The 22,980-nt window shown below is 44.6% G+C and carries 21 protein-coding genes; 6 read left to right on the forward strand and 15 right to left on the reverse strand.

Annotated features, from left to right (window positions below; translation table 11 throughout):
* Window positions 1-7: 7 nt before the first annotated feature.
* From tsaB to H2O73_RS05855, 3 genes are all read right to left on the reverse strand, one after another.
* On the reverse strand, window positions 8-709 hold the full coding sequence (gene tsaB / locus H2O73_RS05845; protein WP_182107550.1) for a tRNA (adenosine(37)-N6)-threonylcarbamoyltransferase complex dimerization subunit type 1 TsaB: 702 nt from the start codon (window positions 707-709) through the stop codon (window positions 8-10).
* Between the two features lie 8 nt (window positions 710-717).
* A complete protein-coding gene (yoaA, locus tag H2O73_RS05850) occupies window positions 718-2,649 on the reverse strand; it encodes a DNA repair helicase YoaA (RefSeq protein WP_182107883.1) in 1,932 nt (643 codons plus the stop codon).
* Between the two features lie 111 nt (window positions 2,650-2,760).
* A complete protein-coding gene (locus tag H2O73_RS05855) occupies window positions 2,761-2,961 on the reverse strand; it encodes a hypothetical protein (protein WP_182107551.1) in 201 nt (66 codons plus the stop codon).
* 197 nt (window positions 2,962-3,158) lie between these two features.
* Between H2O73_RS05855 and purU the strand changes: the two genes are divergently transcribed.
* Both purU and H2O73_RS05865 read left to right on the forward strand, forming a co-directional pair.
* A complete protein-coding gene (gene purU, locus H2O73_RS05860) occupies window positions 3,159-3,992 on the forward strand; it encodes a formyltetrahydrofolate deformylase (protein WP_182107553.1) in 834 nt (277 codons plus the stop codon).
* A 245-nt stretch (window positions 3,993-4,237) separates the two neighbouring features.
* A complete protein-coding gene (locus H2O73_RS05865; protein ID WP_182107555.1) occupies window positions 4,238-4,819 on the forward strand; it encodes a hypothetical protein in 582 nt (193 codons plus the stop codon).
* Window positions 4,820-4,881: 62 nt separating this feature from the next.
* Here the strand turns inward: H2O73_RS05865 and H2O73_RS05870 are convergent, their stop codons facing one another.
* Window positions 4,882-6,894: an NADPH-dependent 2,4-dienoyl-CoA reductase gene (locus H2O73_RS05870; protein WP_182107885.1), complete on the reverse strand. Its 2,013-nt coding sequence runs from the start codon at window positions 6,892-6,894 to the stop codon at window positions 4,882-4,884.
* Window positions 6,895-7,139: 245 nt separating this feature from the next.
* On the opposite strand from H2O73_RS05870, the gene sppA reads away from it, so the two are divergent.
* Window positions 7,140-8,993, forward strand: a complete 1,854-nt coding sequence (gene sppA, locus H2O73_RS05875) for a signal peptide peptidase SppA (protein ID WP_182107557.1) — start codon at window positions 7,140-7,142, stop codon at window positions 8,991-8,993.
* A 142-nt stretch (window positions 8,994-9,135) separates the two neighbouring features.
* The gene (ansA, locus tag H2O73_RS05880) at window positions 9,136-10,152 is read left to right on the forward strand and encodes an asparaginase (RefSeq protein WP_182107559.1); all 1,017 of its coding nucleotides are present in this window, start codon (window positions 9,136-9,138) and stop codon (window positions 10,150-10,152) included.
* Between the two features lie 82 nt (window positions 10,153-10,234).
* Here ansA and ompW read toward each other — a convergent pair whose 3' ends face one another.
* From ompW to H2O73_RS05915, 7 genes are all read right to left on the reverse strand, one after another.
* Entirely contained in the window at window positions 10,235-10,879 is a 645-nt protein-coding gene (ompW, locus tag H2O73_RS05885; protein ID WP_182107561.1) for an outer membrane protein OmpW, read from the reverse strand.
* Between the two features lie 398 nt (window positions 10,880-11,277).
* Window positions 11,278-12,156, reverse strand: coding sequence for a DMT family transporter (locus H2O73_RS05890; RefSeq protein ID WP_182107563.1), 879 nt, complete (start codon window positions 12,154-12,156; stop codon window positions 11,278-11,280).
* Between the two features lie 172 nt (window positions 12,157-12,328).
* Window positions 12,329-12,901: a sugar O-acetyltransferase gene (locus tag H2O73_RS05895; RefSeq protein ID WP_182107565.1), complete on the reverse strand. Its 573-nt coding sequence runs from the start codon at window positions 12,899-12,901 to the stop codon at window positions 12,329-12,331.
* A gap of 103 nt (window positions 12,902-13,004) precedes the next feature.
* On the reverse strand, window positions 13,005-14,315 hold the full coding sequence (gene serS / locus H2O73_RS05900) for a serine--tRNA ligase (RefSeq protein WP_182107567.1): 1,311 nt from the start codon (window positions 14,313-14,315) through the stop codon (window positions 13,005-13,007).
* A gap of 90 nt (window positions 14,316-14,405) precedes the next feature.
* A complete protein-coding gene (locus H2O73_RS05905; protein ID WP_182107569.1) occupies window positions 14,406-15,755 on the reverse strand; it encodes a replication-associated recombination protein A in 1,350 nt (449 codons plus the stop codon).
* Between the two features lie 3 nt (window positions 15,756-15,758).
* Window positions 15,759-16,355, reverse strand: a complete 597-nt coding sequence (lolA, locus tag H2O73_RS05910; protein ID WP_182107571.1) for an outer membrane lipoprotein periplasmic chaperone LolA — start codon at window positions 16,353-16,355, stop codon at window positions 15,759-15,761.
* 63 nt (window positions 16,356-16,418) lie between these two features.
* The gene (locus tag H2O73_RS05915; protein WP_182107572.1) at window positions 16,419-17,033 is read right to left on the reverse strand and encodes an SEC-C metal-binding domain-containing protein; all 615 of its coding nucleotides are present in this window, start codon (window positions 17,031-17,033) and stop codon (window positions 16,419-16,421) included.
* Between the two features lie 200 nt (window positions 17,034-17,233).
* Between H2O73_RS05915 and H2O73_RS05920 the strand changes: the two genes are divergently transcribed.
* Both H2O73_RS05920 and dusC read left to right on the forward strand, forming a co-directional pair.
* Window positions 17,234-17,782 (forward strand): prepilin-type N-terminal cleavage/methylation domain-containing protein, encoded by a 549-nt coding sequence (locus H2O73_RS05920; protein ID WP_182107574.1) that lies wholly within the window; start codon window positions 17,234-17,236, stop codon window positions 17,780-17,782.
* A 62-nt stretch (window positions 17,783-17,844) separates the two neighbouring features.
* Window positions 17,845-18,798, forward strand: coding sequence for a tRNA dihydrouridine(16) synthase DusC (dusC, locus tag H2O73_RS05925; protein WP_182107576.1), 954 nt, complete (start codon window positions 17,845-17,847; stop codon window positions 18,796-18,798).
* 60 nt (window positions 18,799-18,858) lie between these two features.
* Here dusC and H2O73_RS05930 read toward each other — a convergent pair whose 3' ends face one another.
* The 4 genes from H2O73_RS05930 to H2O73_RS05945 form a co-directional block, all read right to left on the reverse strand.
* Window positions 18,859-19,653 (reverse strand): ABC transporter ATP-binding protein, encoded by a 795-nt coding sequence (locus tag H2O73_RS05930; protein WP_182107577.1) that lies wholly within the window; start codon window positions 19,651-19,653, stop codon window positions 18,859-18,861.
* Entirely contained in the window at window positions 19,650-20,585 is a 936-nt protein-coding gene (locus H2O73_RS05935; RefSeq protein WP_182107579.1) for an ABC transporter permease, read from the reverse strand. The genes H2O73_RS05930 and H2O73_RS05935 overlap by 4 nt, the downstream gene beginning before the upstream one ends.
* 58 nt (window positions 20,586-20,643) lie before the next feature.
* Window positions 20,644-21,609, reverse strand: coding sequence for an ABC transporter substrate-binding protein (locus tag H2O73_RS05940; protein ID WP_182107581.1), 966 nt, complete (start codon window positions 21,607-21,609; stop codon window positions 20,644-20,646).
* Between the two features lie 170 nt (window positions 21,610-21,779).
* Window positions 21,780-22,973, reverse strand: a complete 1,194-nt coding sequence (locus tag H2O73_RS05945) for a methyltransferase (protein ID WP_182107582.1) — start codon at window positions 22,971-22,973, stop codon at window positions 21,780-21,782.
* Window positions 22,974-22,980: the final 7 nt, after the last annotated feature.

Consider the following 22,980-nt stretch of genomic DNA (forward strand, 5'->3'; position numbering starts at 1 on the left):
TGTAGGATTACTCTCTGCCAGGCAGTTTCTTCCACGTCACATTGTCACGCAGATAAACAGGGCTTGACTCTTCGACCGCAACCGTCTCACCTTTCGCCAACATAAATTTCGCTACTTGAACGATATCTTGCGCGTCTGGGTACAAAATATCGCCTTGCTTACAGCTTAATGCGAGCGAATCCAGTTGATCGGCATAAGCCTCCCAACCCGTTCCTGCCGTAGTCCATTGTGACTCATCCGCAACGATTTGTTCGACCAAATTCGCCGGTGGAATCACGCACTCAGCATCCACCGCAAGCCACTCACCACTCTCTTGACGGCTATAACGCCCCCAATAAACTTCACTCATACGAGCATCGATCGCGGCAGCAACATTTGTTGCACCGTTTACACGGTATGAACCTTGAGCCATGGCTTCTAACGTTGAAACAGCAATCATTGGTAAATCCGCACCAAATGCCAAACCTTGCGCAATGCCGATACCAATACGAACACCAGTAAAGCTACCCGGTCCACGACCAAACGCTAATGCATCCAGCTCAGCAAGGGTTACCCCAGCCTCTTTTAGCACTTCATCTACCATAGGTAGTATTTTTTTGGTGTGATCTCGTGGTGCTACTTCACTACGAAAATACACTTGGTCGTTTACCAACAGTGCAACTGAACAATTTTCTGTTGCCGTGTCTAGGGCAAGAATCTTTGCGCTCATTAAATTCTCTAATCTTGGTTATTTGTTTCTGAAATTTGCTGAAGAAAGTCCTCTACTACCCCTAAATCTCGGGTGCGAGGAATGGAAGGCAAACTGGCGAGAAAAACACCACCATAATCGCGCGTCACTAATCGATTGTCACAAATGATCAGTGCTCCCTTATCTTTCTTGTCTCGTATTAATCGCCCCACCCCTTGCTTAAGCGTAATAACGGCATCAGGTAACTGAACCTGAGCAAAAGGATCACCACCTTTCAATCGGCAATCTTCTATCCGGGCTTTAAGCAACGGGTCATCCGGTGCGGTAAACGGTAATTTGTCGATAATAACACAGCTCAGCGTGTCACCTCTAACATCAATCCCTTCCCAAAAGGCGCCCGTTGCCACTAATAACGCGTTACCGAGCTCCATGAACTCAGCCAGTGTCTTTTGTTTACTGGTTTCACCTTGCATCAATACCGGCAAACTCAACACTTCGCGAAACTTTTCACCCAGTTCACGCATCATACTGTGCGAAGTACAAAGGAAGAAACAACGCCCTTGGTTTTGCTCTATCACTGGAGCCAGCATACTCACCAATTTATCAGCTAAACCCACACTGTTTGGCTCTGGCAAATAACGCGGCACACAAAGGCGAGCCTGAGTTTGATAGTCAAACGGACTTGGCAAAGAAAACTGTGCGGAAGGTTTAAGACCAAGGCGTGAGGTAAAGTGCCCAAAGTCATCATTCACCGCTAATGTGGCGGATGTAAAAATCCACGTACCTTGCTTTAATTCAATTTGCTCATGAAATTTATCTGCCACACTCAGTGGCGTAATGTGCAAGCTAAAGTGCCTCGGCGTAGTATCAAACCAATATGAATAACCCGTAATAGAGACATCACACACCCTTTCAATTCGGCCTTTAATGGTATGCGCACGCTCAAAGGCAACATCCAATATCTGGCTGCGACCCAACGCTATCTTTAGCACTTCAATCGCAAAGTCGAGAGATTCACGTACTCGCTCTATTTCTCGAGCAATGTTGGGGGATTTGATCGCCTCACGCCAATTACCACGAAAACCGGGCTCACCAAGACAGATACGCAAATCCATCGCTGATTGCACCAACTTATCCGCCACCTTTTGCAATTGGCGCATATCTTTAGCTTCAGTGCGGTAACCGATCTCAATGTCTTTAGCTAACTCTTGAATTTGACGGCTCGATACCGATTGTCCGAAGTATTGGCTGGCGATATCCGGTATCTGATGCGCCTCATCAAAGATAAACACATCCGCTTCTGGGATCAGCTCACCAAAGCCGGTTTCTTTAATCGCTAAATCGGCTAAAAAAAGGTGGTGGTTTACCACAACCACATCCGCATCCAGTGCCTTCTTACGCGCTTTTAGGACAAAGCATTCACTGTAAGTCGGGCAATCTTTGCCTAAACAATTATCATTGGTTGAAGTGATCGTTGGTATCACCGGGCTATCTTCCGCGATAGCGTCACACTCACCCAAATCACCACTCTTACTCTCCGATGCCCAAGTACGAACTTTGACTAACTGGCTCAACAATGCAGGGTCTGTATGTGTGCCATGACTTTCGATCATTTGCCGACCTAGGCGTTCAGTGCATAAGTAGTTGGCGCGCCCTTTTAAAAGCGCTACTTGACCATAAAAGCCAAGCGCAGCGGTCATTAGAGGTAAGTCGCGATGGAATAACTGTTCTTGTAGGTTTTTTGAGCCGGTACTGATGATGGTTTTCTTTCCACTCATCAATGCTGGGACAAGGTAGGCAAAGGTTTTACCGGTACCTGTACCTGCTTCAATGACTAATTGGCTTTGCTCTTGAATTGCCTTGTATACCGCGTCCGCCATATCAAGCTGTGCCTGACGAGGCTGAAAACCCGGTATCGCTTTGCCTAGTGCGCCATCTTGAGAGAAGGTTTTTGTGATCATGCGAATGGAAAGAGTATTGGAAAAGGCTAAGTATACCCTAATCAAGCCCACCTTTTAGCTAAAAAAACGCGACTCCTAGGAGCCGCGCGAGAATTCGTTTGTAAGTCTGTTTTATCGTTTATTTAGATAACGAGAAAGCCAAGCTGGACCATCAAACTCATTTTGACTATCAATAATTGCTCTGGCTGCATCACTCGGCGATGCTTTAGATTCCCACATTTCTGTTAAGATTGATTCGTCTAATTGACAGCTACCTAAAAGGGAACTGACTCGTTCGGTATATAATTTACGGGCTAATAGCTCTTTATCCATAACAACCACCTTAAGACGCTCAATGAGAAGAGAAAACTTCAATGCTAGCTAACCAACTTAGTTTTAAGTAGATTACTTGTTGAATTCATCTCAATATTAGTTTAATTGTTACCCTATTATTGCGGGTTATCTCACCCTTCGGAAGCCCCGAAAAATTTCAGAATACGAAAAAAATAAATCACGGAAGTACATACGAAATGGAAAAGAAAACACTGCTTACGCACTGTAGTGACGCACCGGGTCTTATCTCAAAGATCACCAATATTTGTTATAAGCATCAATTAAACATTATTCATAACAATGAGTATGTTGATAATTCAAGCGGGCACTTCTTTATGCGTACCGAGCTTGAAGGATACTTCAATGATCAGACATTTCTTGCTGATTTAGACCAAGCTCTGCCAAGTGGCGCAAAACGTAAGTTGGTTGACTCTAGCCGTAAACGTGTTGTGGTACTGGTAACAAAAGAAGCCCACTGCCTTGGCGACATTCTGATGAAGAATTTCGATGGCAGTTTAGATATCGATATTGCAGCGGTAGTTGGCAACTACGATACCTTGCAAGGGTTAACTGAAAAGTTTGACATTCCATACCATCATGTCAGCCACGTAGACTTATCACGAGAAGAACACGAGCAAGCCATACTCACCGTGGTTGATCAGTACCAAGCAGATTTTCTTGTACTGGCAAAATACATGCGCGTTCTCACTCCTGGCTTCGTTGAAAAATATCACCATAAAATCATTAACATCCACCATAGTTTCTTGCCGGCTTTTATTGGTGCAAAACCATACCAGCAAGCATTCGATCGCGGAGTAAAAATCATTGGTGCCACCGCACACTTTGTTACCAACGATTTGGATGAAGGTCCGATCATCAAACAAGACGTTATTCCTGTCGATCACACCTTCACAGCCAAAGATATGGCACAAGCCGGTCGTGACGTAGAGAAAAACGTTCTGAGTAAAGCGTTAAACAAAGTGGTTAACGACCATGTCTTTGTTTACGGAAATAAAACCGTTATCCTGTAAAAACCGCCTATTTTAGAAGCTGATTTCCTACTGGAAGTCAGCTTTTTTTCACTGCAAGAGAAAAAATACCACACCACTAGTGAAACGATTGCGTTATCTGCTTTATCATTGCTCCGTGGTGGTTATCTCATTTAGCTTTAAATGTCGTTACCTTCACGCAAACCTATAATCACCTTAGCCAAAAACAATTTGATGGCGCCACTATCGTGAATAAGGCGTAATCAATAACAATAACGAGCGACAAAATGAAAAAGACATTCCTATTAGCCGCTATGACTGCCGCACTTTCTTTTCCTGCACTGCTTTCTGCCGCTGAGCCAATTGAGTTTCAAAAAATTCCCAAAATCATGGATAAATTCGATTCGGCACAACTGTATGTAAAAAAGGCTGTCACACTGGGTCGTTTACCTAAACAAGAGGAATTAGGTAAAGATTTTCCGACTTATGTTGCTGATGGCAAAGACGGTTATACGCTAGAGACCAACAACGTCATGAGTGATAACGTGGTTGTGGCGAGCATGGACAAACCTATTGTTGCCGATGTTTATAATCAGTGGCTAATTCCAAAGAATGTGTGGACGGAGACTTACGGTGCACTGCCAACATCGACTGAATTCACACCATTTAAGCGCGTGGTACCAATTAAGGCGATCAAAATCGATGCCGCTATGTTGGAGTTACTTGGCTCTGAGGATGGAAAAACAGCCGTGATCAAAGTGAGCTGGGACGATAAAGGCATGAAAGTCTACAAAGACGGCTACCTTGCTGACTATGAATACGGTATCGCCCCAAAAGAGATGCAAGAAAACTACGAGTTAGCTAAGTAATAAGTAATAAGTAAAAAGTCCTCCTAATTGGAGGACTTTCCCACTAATTTAAGTCTATTCAGTTAGAGTTTCAAACCTAACTCAACGCCTTGCCTGATCGCTCTGACGGCATCAAGTTCACCTGCGTGGTCAGCACCACCAATCACATGAAGTTTCTCACCTAACTGGGTCCATTTATCTTCGAAAGGACGCACCGATACTTGCCCTGCACAAATAACCACACTGTCGGCGTGTATCAGCATAGATTCGCCTTCATATTTAATCTCTAGACCTTCATCGGTTACGCCTTGGTATTCCACACCACCCAGTAAGTTGACCCCACGTTTTTCCAGCGTACGCTTGTGGATCCAACCGGTAGTTTTACCCGGACCTTTACCAACGCGACCTTTACGGCGTTGCAATACCCACACTTCTTTGTCACTAAGTGAATCAGGATATGGATATAAGCCACCAGGATGGGTCATCTCTTTATCAATACCCCAATCATGTAGCCAATCGTCCAGTTGATGATTTTCAGGCTCGGTGATCATTGTCGCCACATCAACCCCAATACCACCAGCTCCCACGATCGCAACCTTATTACCTAGGTAAGTTTTCTCTCTAATTAACGTTTGATAATCGACAACCTTATTTGAACCATCACCGCCTTTCAGTTCCACCTTACGAGGCTCAACACCCGAAGCAATGATCACTTCATCATACTCTTTGAGTAAGTCAAAATTGGCATCGGTTTCCAAATGGAGCTTGACCCCAGTTTCATCCAATTGATTAGCAAAGTAGCGAATGGTTTCGCGGAATTCTTCTTTACCCGGTATCTGCATTGCTAAGCGGAATTGCCCACCAATGCGGTCATTGCGCTCAAACAAATCGACTTGATGCCCACGCCCAGCGAGTGTAGTCGCGCAAGCAAGACCAGCAGGTCCAGCGCCGACAACCGCAACGTTTTTTACCGTCATAGCAGGAGTATCGACCAACTCAGTTTCTCGACACGCATACGGGTTGACCAAACAACTCGCCGCTTTGCCTTTAAATACGTTGTCTAAACAAGCTTGATTACACCCGATGCAGGTATTGATAAGGCGAGATTGCTGCTTCTCTGCTTTGACCACAAAATATGGGTCAGCAAGGAAAGGACGCGCCATTGAAACCATATCAGCCTGACCGGAAGCTAAAATGCTTTCAGCCTCTTCCGGCATGTTAATTCGGTTACATGTAATAATTGGTACTGAAACATGTGGGCGTACTTTTTCTGTAACCCAGGTAAATGCGCCACGTGGCACTTGAGTGGCGATGGTTGGAATACGCGCTTCATGCCATCCAATACCCGTATTAAGCAGTGTAACACCCGCTTTTTCGAGGGCTTGCGCCAATTCGATCACTTCATCAAAGGTACTGCCTTGCTCGACCAGATCTAACATGGAAAGGCGGAAAATAATGATGAACCGCTCTCCCACTTGTTTGCGAATCGCTTTGACAACTTCTAATGGGAATCGAATTCGGTTTTGATAGCTGCCACCCCACTCGTCATAACGAGTATTGGTACGCTGACAAATAAACTGGTTGAGTAAATATCCTTCAGAGCCCATTACCTCAACGCCATCATAGCCAGCTTCTTGGGCTAATGCTGCGCTATTGGCAAACGCATCTATGGTCTTATTGATTTGTCGGGTACTCATTTCACTAGGAGAGAATTTTGCGATCGGTGCTTTGATCGATGAAGCACTTTGCGAAAACGGATGCATTGCATAGCGACCAGCGTGCAGCAACTGCAGCGCAATCTTACTGCCATGTTGATGCACAGCTTGAGTAACGACTTTATGTGCCTGAGCATGTTTAGGCTTACTAAACTCAGCAGCAAACGGGTGCAAACGCCCGCGCAAGTTAGGCGAAAATCCCCCGGTAACAATCAGACCAACACCGCCTTTAGCACGTTCAGCATAGAATGCAGCGAGTTTATCTAAACCTTGCTTGTCCTCTTCCAGACCCGTATGCATCGAGCCCATCAACACGCGATTTTTTAATTGAGTGAAACCTAAATCTAATGGTTTGAGTAAATTTGGGTACATGGCAGACATCACTTTCATTATTCTCATTGTGGTCTGACCAGACTATGCGCAATTCAAACAAAAATCAAACATCCGTTTACATAATTGAAACATTTGTCACTCTACGACGTAGAATCGATTATTAACCACGCATAGTTTGGCTATTTAGCTAAATTTAATATTGAAACGATTTAAAGACTCTGGTGATACCCTATAAGATTCAGTAGCATGTAAGGTTAATCATTTGGGTCTGTGGGGAGCACAGCGGAGAGACAATGAAAACTATATTTAAGTACATAGGGCTATTCTTTAAGGGGATCTGGCGACTGATAACCTTTATTCGTGTGGCGCTTGCAAACCTCATTTTCCTTGCTGTCATTGCATTGATTTACTTTAGCTATACGAGTATTGAATCTAGCGTAACCGTACCTGAACCTAAAGCTTCTGCGCTTATCGTCAACATTTCAGGTCCGATTGTTGAACAAGCAAGCTACCAAAATCCAATGGATTCAGTTACTGGTTCTTTGTTTGGGCAAGATCTACCTAGAGAAAATGTACTCTATGACATCGTTAGCACTATCCGACATGCGAAAGATGATCAAAACATCACAGGTATTGTTCTGTCACTACGTGATATGCCAGAGACTAGCCTAACCAAACTGCGTTACATCGCAAAAGCGCTAAACGAGTTCAAAGCCTCTGGTAAGCCTGTGTACGCGGTGGGTGATTTCTACAACCAAAGCCAATACTACCTCGCAAGCTATGCCGATAAGATTTACCTCTCTCCTTACGGCGCGGTGATGGTCAAAGGCTATAGTGCCTACTCGCTGTACTATAAAACGTTACTAGAAAACCTCGATATCAACACGCACGTATTCAGAGTTGGCACTTATAAATCGGCTATCGAACCATTCATTCGTGATGACATGTCTGATGAAGCAAAAGAGTCTGCCTCTCGCTGGCTTGGTCAACTATGGGGCGCGTATGTTGATGATGTGGCAACCAACCGCTCTATCGACGCACAAACACTTAACCCAAGTATGGATGAGTTTGTTGATTTAGTGGCGAGCACCGACGGTGACCTTGCCGCTCTTTCTTTGAAATTAGGTTTGGTTGACAAACTTTCGACACGCCAACAGATTCGTCAGGACTTGATCGACGTTTTCGGCAGTGATGGAAGCGATAGCTACCCTTATGTTGATTACTACGAATATGCCGCATCAATAGCACCGAGCTTTAATGTCGAGAGCAATGATGTGGCGGTTGTTGTCGCTAGCGGTGCCATCATGGATGGTGCTCAACCTCGCGGTGCTGTTGGGGGTGATACTGTCGCTTCCCTACTTCGTGAAGCTCGTAACGACAAAAAAGTAAAAGCAGTGGTGCTACGTGTTGATAGCCCAGGGGGCAGTGCGTTTGCCTCTGAAGTAATTCGTAATGAAGTTGAAGCGCTAAGACAAGCAGGTAAACCTGTGGTGGTTTCAATGTCGAGTGTGGCGGCTTCTGGTGGTTACTGGATCTCAATGAGCGCAGATCGAATTGTTGCTCAACCGACGACTATCACTGGCTCTATCGGCATCTTCAGTGTGATCACAACCTTTGAGAAAGGTCTCAATAACCTCGGTGTTTACACTGACGGTATTGGCACCTCTCCGCTATCAGGTATCGGCATCACCACTGGTATTCCAGATAAAGCAGCAGATGCTATTCAACTCGGTATCGACAATGGCTACAGCCGCTTTATTAACCTTGTTAGCAGCAACCGTGATATTCCACTCGCTAAAATGGATGGCATTGCCGAAGGTCGTGTTTGGACAGGTCAAGATGCTATGAATTTAGGCTTGGTCGATAAGATGGGCGATTTTGACGATGCCGTAGCTCTAGCTGCCGAGTTAGCCAAATTAGACAGCTATAACATCTACTGGGTTGAAGAGCCGCTATCACCAGCTCAGCAGTTTATTCAAGACATCATGAATCAAGTACGCGTATCTATGGGCTTTGACATAAACAGCCTAGTACCTGCGGCACTGCAACCAGCAGCGAAGCAAATGGCACAAGATATAAGTTTGATGCAGAGCTTCAACGATCCTAACGGACAATATGTATTCTGTTTAAATTGTCAGGTGCAATAGCATAAGTGCTTAACTCTTAACCGATAGGGTTAGTTAACACTCCAAGTGGGGGCATGTCTGCGGTACATGCCCCTTTTTATTGGCTAAGATTTCGTTATAATCCTTCGCTCTGTTCCCCCTTCAAATTAACTGGTTTCAAGCAATGGCAAGAAAACACATCTACATCGCGTACACTGGCGGTACCATTGGTATGCAGAAATCTCATGACCACGGCTACGTACCAGTTGCCGGTTTCATGGAGAAACAGTTAGCAAGCATGCCTGAGTTCCATCGACCTGAGATGCCTGAATTCACCATTCATGAATATGAGCCACTGATTGACTCGTCAGACATGACACCAGCAGATTGGCAACAGATCGCTGAAGATATCCGTAATAACTATGATAAATACGACGGGTTCGTGATCTTACATGGTACTGATACCATGGCTTATACCGCTTCTGCGCTCTCTTTTATGCTTGAGAACCTAGGTAAACCGGTCATTATTACCGGATCACAAATTCCATTGGCAGAGCTACGTTCTGATGGTCAAGCGAACTTGCTCAATGCACTGCATATTGCCGCCAATTACCCAATCAATGAAGTGACGCTGTTTTTCAACAACAAGTTGATGCGTGGTAACCGCAGCACTAAATCGCATGCTGATGGCTTCAATGCTTTTACCTCACCAAACTTACCTCCATTGCTCGAAGCGGGTATTAATATCCAAATCAGCAATGAGATTAAAGTGGGTGAAATTCCAAGCGGTGAATTCAAAGTGCATGACATTACGCCACAACCTATTGGTGTGATTACCATGTACCCAGGGATCTCCCACGAAGTGATTCGCAATACTCTGCTGCAACCTGTCAACGCTATGATTTTGCTCACATTTGGTGTAGGTAATGCGCCTCAAAACCCAGAGTTATTGGCGCACCTAAAAAATGCCTCAGAACGTGGGGTGATTGTGGTTAATTTAACCCAATGTTTGTCTGGTAAGGTCAACATGGGTGGCTACGCGACGGGTTGTGCATTAGCGGAAGCGGGCGTGATCAGTGGCTACGATATGACACCAGAAGCGGCATTGGCTAAGTTACACTACTTACTCAGCCAAAATTTAAGCTACGAGCAAATCAAAGTGAAAATGCAGCAAGTACTGCGTGGTGAAATGAGTATTTAATTATCTCAGTTTGCGTGAATAAATAGACAAAAGCCGACATCAAGTGTCGGCTTTTCTATATCTGAAATTTAAGTTCAGTTGCTTAGAACTTATAACCACCAGAGATCATAAATACCCAAGGGTCGATTTCAACTTTAGTTGTATATGTTTGACCACCCGCTTTATAACTAGCATCAGTATCAATATCTGCATACCACACCGAACCATTTACAAACCAACTATCGTTGATCATGTAATCAGCACCAATATTGGCAGCCAAACCGAAAGAATCATCCAACTCTAAATCGCTTACAGGCGCACCACTAACTAAACCTTCATCAAAGAACATAGTGTAGTTCAGACCCGCCCCCACATAAGGTCGGAACTGGCTTTCTGAAGTACCGAAATAGTATTGCAACATAAAGGTTGGTGGAAGGTGTTTAGTATCGCCAAGCTTTCCTTGGTCAACACCACCAGCGGTTAAATTTATATCATGAGAAAAGGGCGTAGCTCCTAATACTTCAAAGCTAATATTATCGGTAATCATATAACCGATAGTAAAAGCAAATTGAGTGTTCGAGTCGACTTCTAAACCTAAGTTTGAATCGTTTAGTACCGCACCACTATCATCGTTTGGCACCACGGATGCTAAACCAGCACGAATAATAAAATCGCCTTCTTTATGAGCGAATGCTTGAGCAGAGGTAAGAGCGGTTAATACCGCTAAAGTGCATATTGCTTTTTTCATTGTTATTTCCTTGTAGGGCTTTGTTTTTAACTTCTCCTATATATGTGAGAAAGAGACACCACTGCTTAAACTCACACGATACAAGACTAAAGTTTTTATATTTGCGAGAAAATTAACACACAAAAACCTTACAAAATTGATGGAAATCAATTGCACACTTTTCATTCACAATTAACCAGCAATTCCAATAAATCGATCACAACCCAATGTATGAAATGCAACAAATATGTAATGCGAGTTTTATGTGCATCACACTCAGACCCAACGTAAATTTTGGATATAGGGATGGGTTTAGCTTAAAAGTTTTCAATTACTTATTTTTAAGAAATAAATAACTAAGCGAAAAGCCACCTTCGCTACTGTTGTTTTTAACAGTAATGAATAAATAAAGAGAGGAATTAACCGCGGCGAAACAAAGTGGCAAACTTACCGTCAGTTCGATATAAGATCAGGGAGAATAGAATCAAGCTACAGCCAACCAATTTATTTATTGATAACTGCTCGCCATACCAAGCAATGCTCAAAAATACCGTCCATACAGGTTCCAAAATCATTATTAAGGCGGCATTCCCGGGGATAATATGTTTTTGAGCCGTTGTCTGCATAACATAACGCATTGCCGTTGCCAAAATAGTACTCGCGGCAAACCACCCCCAAATAGAAGGCTCAATATGGGGAGGTACTGACTCAAAAAAGGCACTGGCTGTAATTGCAATCGCACCAGTAACAAACAACTGAATACAGGTCAGTAAAAGGATTGGCAGCGTCTGTGAATACTTACTATTAACATTGAAATGCAATGCCAAGATAACTGCGTTGAACAAAAACCATAATTGGTTGGTGGAGCTTTGCCAACCATCTTTGAGTGACAAAAAGGCTAACCCACTGATCGCGATTGGCAACGATACCCAAAATATACGCTTGGGACGCTGACCAAATAATATCCAAGCAACAAACGGGACCAACAACATAGAGAGGCTCAAAATAAATGCCCCCTCGCCTAGTGTGTCGCTGATCGATATCGCGTGTATCCAGCTCATCAGTGCCGTTGCCAATAGGCAACCAACCATAGCTGCAGAACGAATATCTCGCCAACTTGCTCGTTTCAACGCGCTAAAACAAAATGGTAATAAACAGAGAGAAGCCAGCAAAAAGCGCATACCAATGAAACCAAAAGGAGGTAAGCCTTGAATTGTCTCTTTAGAAAAAATCCAACCAAAAGCCGACAAAATCGTTGCTAGTACTAATATGGTTGCGGCTTTTCGCTCTGATTTCACAATTGTTACTCAGTTTTATTTGGTGTTGATAAGGCAGGTGTTAAACCAGCAAACCAAGAACGTGGCTTGCCCACTCAAATGATGCCATTTTGACCAATAGAGCGCGACTTAGGCTGGTGTTATTTTCTCTCTGAGTGAGAAAATAAGCCAATTAGGTGTGACTCAGTTAAAATTATTCGACGCTCTCGGTATATTCGCTGTCTATCCGTCGAATTAATTTTGCTGGTGTCCCCCCGTACAAACCATCAGCCGCAAGATCTTTAGTCACCACGGTATTTGCAGCAATCACAGAACGAGCACCAATTGTCACACCTTGATTAATCACAACATTTCCGCCAATCCAAACATCGTCTTCTACAATGATCGGCTTGCAGAACGTTTCCCAATTTCGACGGCTCAAATGGTCTAGTGAATGACTCGCGGTATAGAACTGTGCATTGGGTCCAATCAAAACATGATTACCAATCGTAATTGGAGCGCCATCAAGAAATGTCGCATTCATATTGATAAAGGTTTTATCACCTATTGAAATGGTTTGTCCAAACTCACAGGAGAATGGCGAACGGATAATGCTTGTCTCTCCAAACTGAGCAAACAACTGTTGAAAAAGACCAGTACGATCAACCTCTTGATTGGCTTGATTTAACTGAGCTAACAAACTTGCTGCACGATCTCGTATTTGATTGAGTGACTTATCCCCCCCATCAAACGCTTGTCCCGCTACCATTTTTTCAAATTCTGTCATCTTATTTTCCTACGATGAATCTCTTATCAGCACCGATAGTTAATTAAACTAGCTACAAAAAAACCGGCTCAAGAGCCGGTTTTTAACGTTATTCGTCGCTATATTAGCCGCCGATGTACTCAGCACCACCCATGTACTTTTGCAGTGCAGTTGGGATACGAATACGACCATCAGCTTCTTGGTTGTTTTCAAGAATCGCTACCATAGTACGACCTACAGCTAGACCTGAACCATTTAGTGTATGTACTAGCTCAGGTTTCTTCTCGCCTTTACGACGGAAACGAGCTTGCATACGACGTGCTTGGAAGTCCCACATGTTTGAACATGAAGAAATTTCGCGGTAAGTCTCTTGAGCAGGAACCCATACTTCTAAGTCGTAAGTCTTGCGAGAACCAAAGCCCATATCACCAGTACATAGAACAACTTTACGGTAAGGAAGTTCTAACAGTTGCAGTACTTTTTCAGCGTGACCAGTTAACTCTTCTAGCGCAGCCATAGAGTCTTCTGGTTTAGTGATTTGTACTAATTCAACTTTGTCGAATTGGTGCATACGGATCAAACCACGAGTATCACGACCGTAAGACCCCGCTTCAGAACGGAAACACGGTGTGTGAGCCGTCATCTTCAATGGTAGATCAGCTTCATCAGAGATAGTGTCACGCACTAAGTTCGTTACTGGCACTTCCGCTGTAGGGATTAGTGATAGACGACGAGGTTCCTCATCGTTCACTTTTTCTACTAGTGGTTCTGTGTGGAACAGATCTTTACCAAACTTAGGTAACTGACCAGTACCAAATAGGCTGTCAGAGTTTACTAGGTAAGGGACATACATCTCTGTATAGCCATGCTCTTCAGTATGAAGATCAAGCATGAACTGAGCGATTGCACGATGAAGGCGCGCAAATTGACCTTTCATTACGATAAAACGTGCACCTGTAATTTTTACTGCGCTCGCAAAATCAAGACCGTCAGCCATTTCACCAAGATCAACGTGATCTTTTAGTTCAAATTCGTAAGTCTTTGGCTCACCCCAACGAGAGATTTCAACGTTGTCGTCTTCATCTTTACCATCAGGCACTTCATCTGCAGGGATGTTTGGTAGAGACATTGTAATGTCATCTAGTTTTGCCATCAGCTCATCTAGTTCTACTTTTTTAGCATCTAGATCTGCACCCAGTGTACCGATTTGCTTTTTAATCTCTTCAGCACCCTCTTTATCACCAGCCGCCATTTTCTGACCGATTTGCTTGGAGATGGAGTTACGCGTGGATTGTAAATTTTCAACTTCTACTTGAATGGACTTGCGTTGTTCTTCAAGTGTACGGATTGTCTCTACGTCTAGCTTAAAGCCACGACGCGCTAATTTAGCAGCTGTTTCATCCAGCTCTGTACGAAGTAATTTAGAATCCAGCATTGTTAATCCTATGCTTTGAGTTGTGAAATCGCGTGCCCGCATCATGCTTGCACACTAAATAATTAACCGAACAAATGTATCCAAAAAACACTACTTTTCATAGCGCTTTTGTGGGCTATTTGCGTCTAAATTGGCCAAGTAATCTAACTTTTCACCAATTTTCGTTTCCAAGCCTCGATTAGTCGGCTGATAGTAACGGGTTGCTAACATTTCTGGGGGTAAATACTGCTCGCCCGCAGCATAAGCACCAGGCTCATCATGAGCGTATCGATACTCGGCACCATAACCTAAATCTTTCATGAGATGGGTTGGCGCATTACGCAAATGATGGGGTACTTCATACTCAGGTAGATTATGAGCATCGGTAAGCGCTTGTTTCCACGCGGTATACACAGCATTACTTTTTGGCGCACATGCAAGGTAAACAATTGCCTGAGCGATCGCACGCTCCCCCTCTGCGGGACCGACACGAGTGAAGCAATCCCAAGCCGCTAATGCGACTTGCATTGCTCGTGGGTCAGCATTGCCAACATCTTCTGATGCGATAGCCAATAAACGACGGGCAATGTAGAGAGGGTCACAGCCCGCAGCAATCATCCGAGCAGACCAATACAAGGCACCGTCGGGGTTTGAGCCGCGAATCGACTTATGAACAGCAGAAATTAGGTCGTACCAAATATCACCCTTGTTATCAAAGCGAGAGACTTTTTCACCAGCAACTTCCGCCAACAACTTCAACGTGATTTGTTTTTCACCCTGCTCGTTCTCTTCAGCCATATCATAAAGAAGCTCAAGATAATTCAGTGACATACGTGCATCACCATTGACTAGCTCAGCTAAGCGGTCTAATGCATTATCAATAAATAGTGCTGGGGTATTGCCTAAACCTCGCTCTTTATCATTGATTGCTTGTTGCAGTGCCTGCTGTATATCTGCTGTCGCAAGAGAAGTCAGCTTATATACTCGCGCTCTTGATAACAGTGCATTATTGAGTTCAAAGGAAGGGTTTTCAGTTGTGGCACCAATGAAGGTGACCGTACCATCTTCGATATGGGGCAGAAACGCATCTTGCTGAGATTTATTAAAACGATGCACCTCGTCAACAAACAAAATGGTTCGACGACCAGCGAGTTTATTCTCTCGTGCTCGCTCTATTGCCGCTCGGATCTCTTTTACCCCGGAGGTCACTGCTGATACTCGTTCAACCTCGGCATTAGCATAATTCGCTGCCACTTCCGCAAGTGTGGTTTTACCGGTACCGGGAGGTCCCCATAGAATCATGGAGTGAATATGCCCCGCCTCTAGCGCTCGACGCAGTGGCTTGCCTTCGCCCAGAATATGTTGCTGACCAATATATTGGTCCATGGTTTGTGGGCGCATTCTAGCAGCAAGGGGACGAAAATCTTCGTCCCCTGCAAAATCAAACGAGTAGTTACTCACTTGTTAGTTCCTTTGATCGTCAACCTCGACTCCTTCAGGAATCGTAAAGGTAAAGCGATTGGCATTAGGTTTATTCAAATCAATATTTGAAAAGGCGAACGAGCTGGTTTGTCCATCTTGTTCAATCACGCTAAAACCTTTCACCGCACCTTGTTCATTAATCTCTAGCTTAAACTGACCTTGGTTACTGTCGACAGCTGTAGGTGTAAGGGTAAACATATCGCCTTGCTGCACTACGTGATAATTGTCCCAGTCACTGGCTCTGTTGCGAGTCAGTAATACAAACGGTGTTTGTTCCGTTGCTTGTTCTTGCCAGTAAATACTCACTTGCTCAATAAACGGGCTGTAATACCACAATGTTTTACCGTCAGACACTAAGGTGTTTTCATCAGGTAGAGTCGTTGTCCAACGAAACAGACTCGGGCGTGCAATTTCCACATCACCTTCGCCTTCCATCACCACGTCCCCTTCAGGGCTAATAACGCGTTGTGAAAAATCCGCACTGAAACCTTCCGTCAATTGCAAACGGTCACTCAGTTCTTGCTGAGGTGTAGCCCAAACTGAAAAACTCGCCAATAACAGCAGTAGTGTTTTCTTCATTATCTTTATTCCTGAATTGCGATGACTTCGAGTTATGACCGAATAAAGTCAACTTTGTTGCGTCTATTTACCGCAACACTGCTTAAATTTTTTGCCGCTAGCACATGTACATGGGTCATTGCGGCCAACTTCTTTGTACGGGTTTACACTTTGTGCTTTTGCCCCTACCAATGCTTCATCTGCCGCTTGCGCTACTTCATTAATCATTAAATCTAGCTGATCAATAAAATCGGCTAGCGCAGGTGGTGTTTCAATACCCGCTAGCTTCATTTCAGCTTGAGTTTGCTCTTCATCAATCGCCAACATAAATGTCGTTAGCATTGCTTGCAGCATTCGAAGCGTGCCGTCACTAATATTAGTCTCCAGCCACTGAGGTTCAATTATTACCCACAGTGCCATAAAGCCTTCGGCAAAATCAGCTAACTGCTGCGCTTGAGTACTACCCGCCGCCAAATCAAGTAGCGAATATTCATTTCGCTTTAGATAGCTGTATTGATGATTGATTTGACCAACCACTAATTTATTCAATTCATTCGCGTTATCACCAAACACTTGTTCCAACCATGCTTCTGGTTGTAATGGCTTGGTTGCCATATTGGCGGCAAGAGTCACACCCTCTATAAACATTGGTGATTCTTGGCATTGAGTGTCGGTTAAGGAGATAAGTTGATAATTCATTACGCTATCTAATCTATTAAATTCAGTGGGCGATTATACCTTGCCGATACCGCCGGGTCACTGACTAGCATGAAGTAAACAAAATGAACCAGAGATGAACTGACAACTCCTGACATAAAATTGACTGTTTTTTCAACACAAAGTAGTGCATCATCCTATTGAAACAAATTGTTACATTTACTTTTGGCTGCCTAACAACTATGAAAATTAATAAAAACTCTGGGTTTACCTTAATAGAGCTGGTTGTCGTCATCGTAATATTGGCGGTGCTGGCTGTGGTGGCACTACCACGTTTTATCAGCTATCAACGGGATGCCCATTTAGCCCGTGCCGATACGGCATTCGCAAGTTTTGAGAATGCGGTACAACTGTACCATTCAAAATGGTTCACTGAAGGTGAGCCTACCGGTGTTGTCGGCTACGCGACTGGCGACATTTACCCAACAAGTACTGGCTATCCACTAACTTTAAGGGACAATGTTGCCAACCAAAAACCTGTTGATAAGTTAGAGGGGAATGATTGCCTCGATCTTTGGCGTTCTCTGCTCACGACTGATCTGACAGTGGCACAGCACACAGTTGGTGAACCGGTATACAACCACGACGACGATATTGTCAGCTGGTATACCGGAGACCAGTGCTACTACTACTATACGAAAGGGTTTAACGCTGGTGAAAGACTGCCAATTTTGTACTACAACCCAGTATCTGGCGAGTTTACGAAGAAAACGGATAAACCATACGAATAGCATCCGTGACATTTCGTCCGCATATCATTAAAATCACGCCTCCCTAATCAGAGGCGTTTTTTATGCGAGTTGTTTTGGGCCCTATGGAGGGCGTTTTAGATCACCTTATGCGTGAGATTTTAACAGACATCAATGACTACGATTTATGTGTTACTGAGTTTGTGCGCGTGGTGGATCAACGTTTACCCGAACACGTATTCAAACGTCTTTGCCCAGAGTTAGATCAAGGTTCACAAACCAAATCTGGTGTACCTGTCCACATTCAATTGCTTGGACAAGATCCACATTGGATGGCTGAAAATGCCGTAATGGCAGCTGAACTTGGTGCTAAAGGGATCGATCTTAACTTTGGCTGCCCAGCAAAACTGGTTAACAGAAGTAAAGGTGGCGCCGCACTATTGCAGCACCCTGAACTGATCCACAATGTTGTCAAAGCATGCCGAGAAGCGGTCGATGACTCGATTCCAGTGACGGCAAAAATTCGTCTCGGCTGGGAAAACCCAGATGATTGCTTTGAAATCGTCAGCGCCATTGAAACTGCCGGAGCGAATGAGCTCACTGTACACGCTCGAACTAAAGAAGGCGGCTACAAGGCAAGCGAAATTAAATGGGACTACATTAATCAGATCCGCCAACGTAGCGCTATTCCATTGATTGCCAATGGTGAGATTTGGAATTACCAAGATGGTCAATCATGCATCGAAACCACTGGAGTTGGCTCACTAATGGTCTGCCGCGGTGCGTTTAACGTGCCTAACGTCGGCAATGTGGTTAAACATAACCACGCGGTTATGCCATGGTCTGAGGTAGTCGAACTTATGTTGGTCTACTCTCAGTATGAGATAAAAGGCGATAAAGGTTTGTACTACCCAAATCGTATAAAACAATGGTTTGCTTATTTACGTAACCAATACCCTGAAGCGGCTGAGCTATTCCGTGAAATACGTATTTTCAATAAAGCGGCGCCAATTGTTGAGCACCTACAACGCTACCGTGACACACTCAAAGCCGCATAAATAGAGAAAGCCCATCAATAATAGATGGGCTTTTTTATTCCGATAAGCGGCAACGACATACTAATTCAGCAGCAAACTGTCATCAGCAAGCTCTTCGCCACGGACCTTAGAGAACATCTCAAGTAAGTCAGGCACGCCCATATTGGCTCGCTGCTCACCCGCGACATCCAGTACAATTTCTCCTTGATGGAGCATGACAGTGCGATCACCACACGCTAACGCATCTTTCATCGAGTGCGTCACCATCATCACGGTCAAATCAAAATCTTTAACGATGCGTTTGGTTAAATCGATAATGAATGCCGCCATACGCGGATCAAGTGCCGCTGTGTGCTCGTCTAGTAATAGCAACTTACTGTCCGACAAGGTTGCCATAACCAGGCTAACCGCCTGACGTTGACCACCAGAAAGTAAACCTATGTTATCGCCTAAACGGTCCTCTAAACCCAAACCCAGAATACTGATGCGCTCTTGAAAAAGCTTGCGTCGATTAGTGGATAGCGAATGGCTCCAACCTCGACGTTTACCGCGCATATAGGCTAATGCCATATTTTCTTCGATGGTTAAGTCACCGCAGGTACCTGCCAGTGGGTCTTGAAATACTCGTGCACATTGAGTGGCTCGCTGGGCAACAGTTTGCTTAGTCACATCCTGCTCATTAATAATAACCCGCCCACCCATCATTGGCGTTTCACCTGTGGTTGCGCCAAGTAGTGTCGATTTGCCTGCACCATTGGAACCTATCACAGTTAAAAATTGATGCTCTGGCACTTCCAAACAAACGCTTTTCAGTGCTCGGTTCTCTAGAATCGTACCCGGATTAAAGGTCACTTGAATATCTTCTAAACGAATCATATTACCTCTCCTGATCCATCCGTTGTTCCCTTTGTCACTTGGGCAGCACTACGCTTTTTTGCTCGGAAATGACCTCGAATTTTTGGCGCGATCAGCGCAGCTGCAACCAACACCGCCGTAACCAAGTTTAAGTCTGAGGCTTGCAAACCAAACATTCCGGTACTTAAAGCAAAAGCGACAGCCAATCGATAGAGCACTGAGCCAACAATAACAGCTACAACCGCGACCCAAATCTTACGACCGGAAATCAAAGTTTGTCCTAATATAACCGCGGCTAAACCCACAACTATAGTACCCACGCCGGAAGTGACATCAGCAAAGCTGTTTGTTTGCGCGAACAACGCGCCGGCAAATCCAACAAAGCCATTCGACAATGCCAAACCAAAGTAGGTATAAAACGAGGTACTGGCGCCTTGGGCTGAAACCATTCGCGCATTCACACCGGTAGCTCGCAGCCCCAACCCAAAATCACTGTTGAGTAGACGAACCACAAACCACGCCGAGATAAGTACGAGTACGCCAACGACTAGAGGGCGAATAAAGACAGGATCACCCATCGCTTCAAAAGGCGTTAAGATAGTTTCTTCACCCAGAAGCGCGATATTGGGGCGTCCCATGATACGAATATTGATAGAAAATGCAGCGATCATGGTAAGAATGGAAGCCAGTAGATGCAAAATACCGCACTTTACTGCCAAGAACGCGGTGACCCAGCCAGTCATAGCACCAGCAATAATCGCCATGCCAGTGGCAAGCCAAGGGTCAATGCCAGCAACAATAGCGGTCGCTGCAACTGCTGCACCCATTGGGAAGCTGCCATCAACACTTAGATCAGGAAAATCGAGTACGCGAAACGTCAGGTAGACACCCAGTGCTACCAAGCCGTAGACAAGTCCAATTTCAAGCGCACCGAAAAAAGCAAAAGCAGACATAAATACTCCCTTTCTGCTTACTTAGGGCAGTTAAGCACTGCCCTATTAAATACGATGCTTACTTAACGCTTGTCGCGCGATCTAATACTGATTGAGGAATCTCAACACCCAGCAATTTCGCTGCGCCGCTATTCACCACAAGATCAGAGCCTTTCGCCACTTTAACATCTAATTCACCAGGTTCTTGACCATCAAGAATGGCGGCAACATAATCCGCGGTTTGCACGCCAACTTGGTAGTAATCAAACCCAAGACCGGCAATTGCCCCTTTCTCAACGTAAGAAGTTGCACCACCAAGAACCGGTGTCTTAGCTTGATTTGCCGCCACGATCATACCTTCAATCGCACTCGCAACCGTATTGTCTGTTGGCGCGTAAAGCACATCTGATTTTGCAGCAATCGCTTGAGTTGCCGATTGAACATCAGCGCTCTTTAACGCTGTTGCTTCAACAACCTCAATGCCCTGCATTTTCGCGTGTGCTTTCAGTAGGTCTACCAAGGTAACGGCATTCGCTTCACCCGGGTTAAAGACCACACCGATGGTTTTGACATTCGGAAGGATTTCTTTGATCAGCTCAACATGTTGAGCGACTGGGGAAAGATCGGATAAACCGGTAACATTTTTACCCGGTTTTTCCATTTGGCTGACTAACTTGGCTCCGACAGGATCAGTCACAGCAGTAAATACCACCGGGATATCACGAGTAGCCGATACCAATGCTTGCGCAGTTGGGGTGGCGATACCAACTAAGACGTCCGGTCTTTCGCCGACATATTGACGAGCGATCTGGACGGCAATCGCTGGATTACCTTGTGCTGTTTTGTAATCGAAATCGAGATTCTTACCTTGCTCGTAGCCTTTCGCTTTCAATCCATCAACCAGACCTTGTCGAGTAGCGTCCAATGCTGGGTGCTCAACAATTTGTGAAACAGCGACTTTTGCTGTTTTTGCCATGATGCTATTAGAAGAGAGTAGTGCTACACCTGCAAGAACGGCGGTTGCAATTGCTTTGCTTGCTTTCATCTTAACTCCTTGATTTAAGCAATGATTAGGGATGTTGTGTGTTTGCCAATCGTGTTGGCTTTATTTATTTTTATTTTCCATCTGCACATTTTTTGTGCACACCCATCATTATTACCAATAAGTTATATAAATTGGAAGTAAGATTTAACACAAAGGTAACAAAAGTGGCGTTAAATTTTTCTCGCTTGCAGCAATAAGTTACGTGGTGTCATTTCTCGTGAGCAGAACTCCGCCACCGAGACTTGATAACCATGTTGCTGCAAGTACAGAGCTTTATCTAACACTAACCACAGTTCTAATCCACGCTTGAAAAGCTGCTGTACTAGACTCAACCGTTCCATCTGCCAAAAGCGTTGCTCTCCCAATTGCTGGTAATAGCTAAAGTCACAACCTGGTAAAGCGATCTCTTTTTTCTCGGCTGCCCACAGACAAAAAGCTTCAAAGCCATCTGAAAGCTGGGATTTTTTCACGCTCGGAATTGGCAGATACTGTTGTTGTCCAAGCTCTTGTCTTAGCAAAATATCTAAACCTAAACGGTAGCTCATCTCTTGCAGACGGTGGCGTTTAACTCGCTCACCACCCGTGACTAACTCTTGTAAAGGAATACGTAATTCAGCTTGAGTAAGCCGCAAAGAAGAACGCATCGCGGGTTGCGAAAGGGGTTGATACTGCGCTGAATGAATGAGGTGATAACAACAAGGTGAAAGCGTAATAGCAGGTAACTGGTGTTCGACTGCTTTTTCTATCAAAGTGACGTGCAGATCGCCACAAGCATGGAGCGCAACCGCATGTTGCTGGGGGTTAAACACCTTGTTCGCATCGACATTAAAGGCATCACCTTGAATAAAGTGCATCGCTAGCCCTTGCTTATCAGCCTCACCTTGCCCTGCCTCACATAGCGCTTGTTGGTACTCAAAACTGGTCACTTTCTGCTGGCTTTGACTAGCAAGAACTCGCCCTAGAAACCCCTTCCCTGCGCACCACTCAAGCCACTCATTGCCCGAATGCTGTAATAAAGAGGCTTCGCCCATCGCAACGATTTGCTCAAGTTTGCGCCCCGGCACACCGGCATCAATACCACGTTCAAGGTTAAGTCCACTTAAGGCAACTCGATCTAACTGCAACTGCGCTAAAAAATCGCGTAGTTGAGGAAAGTACGGGCCCACAGCAGTAGCTAATGAGCCAAAATCTTGCTTGTAGTGCTCAATCTGCTCTTCAGTTAAATTTTCTAACCATTGGCAAAGTAAAGGGTGCGTTGATGCCCAAGGCAACTTCTTTTGCTGAGAGGTGAAGAATGGCTCAAAACGCCAAAATGATTGGTGATTAACTAGGTATGTATCAATAGATTCAAATAGGGTTTGCATACTTCCC

It is taken from the genome of Vibrio marinisediminis, from assembly GCF_014050145.1.
Lineage (GTDB): Bacteria > Pseudomonadota > Gammaproteobacteria > Enterobacterales > Vibrionaceae > Vibrio > Vibrio marinisediminis.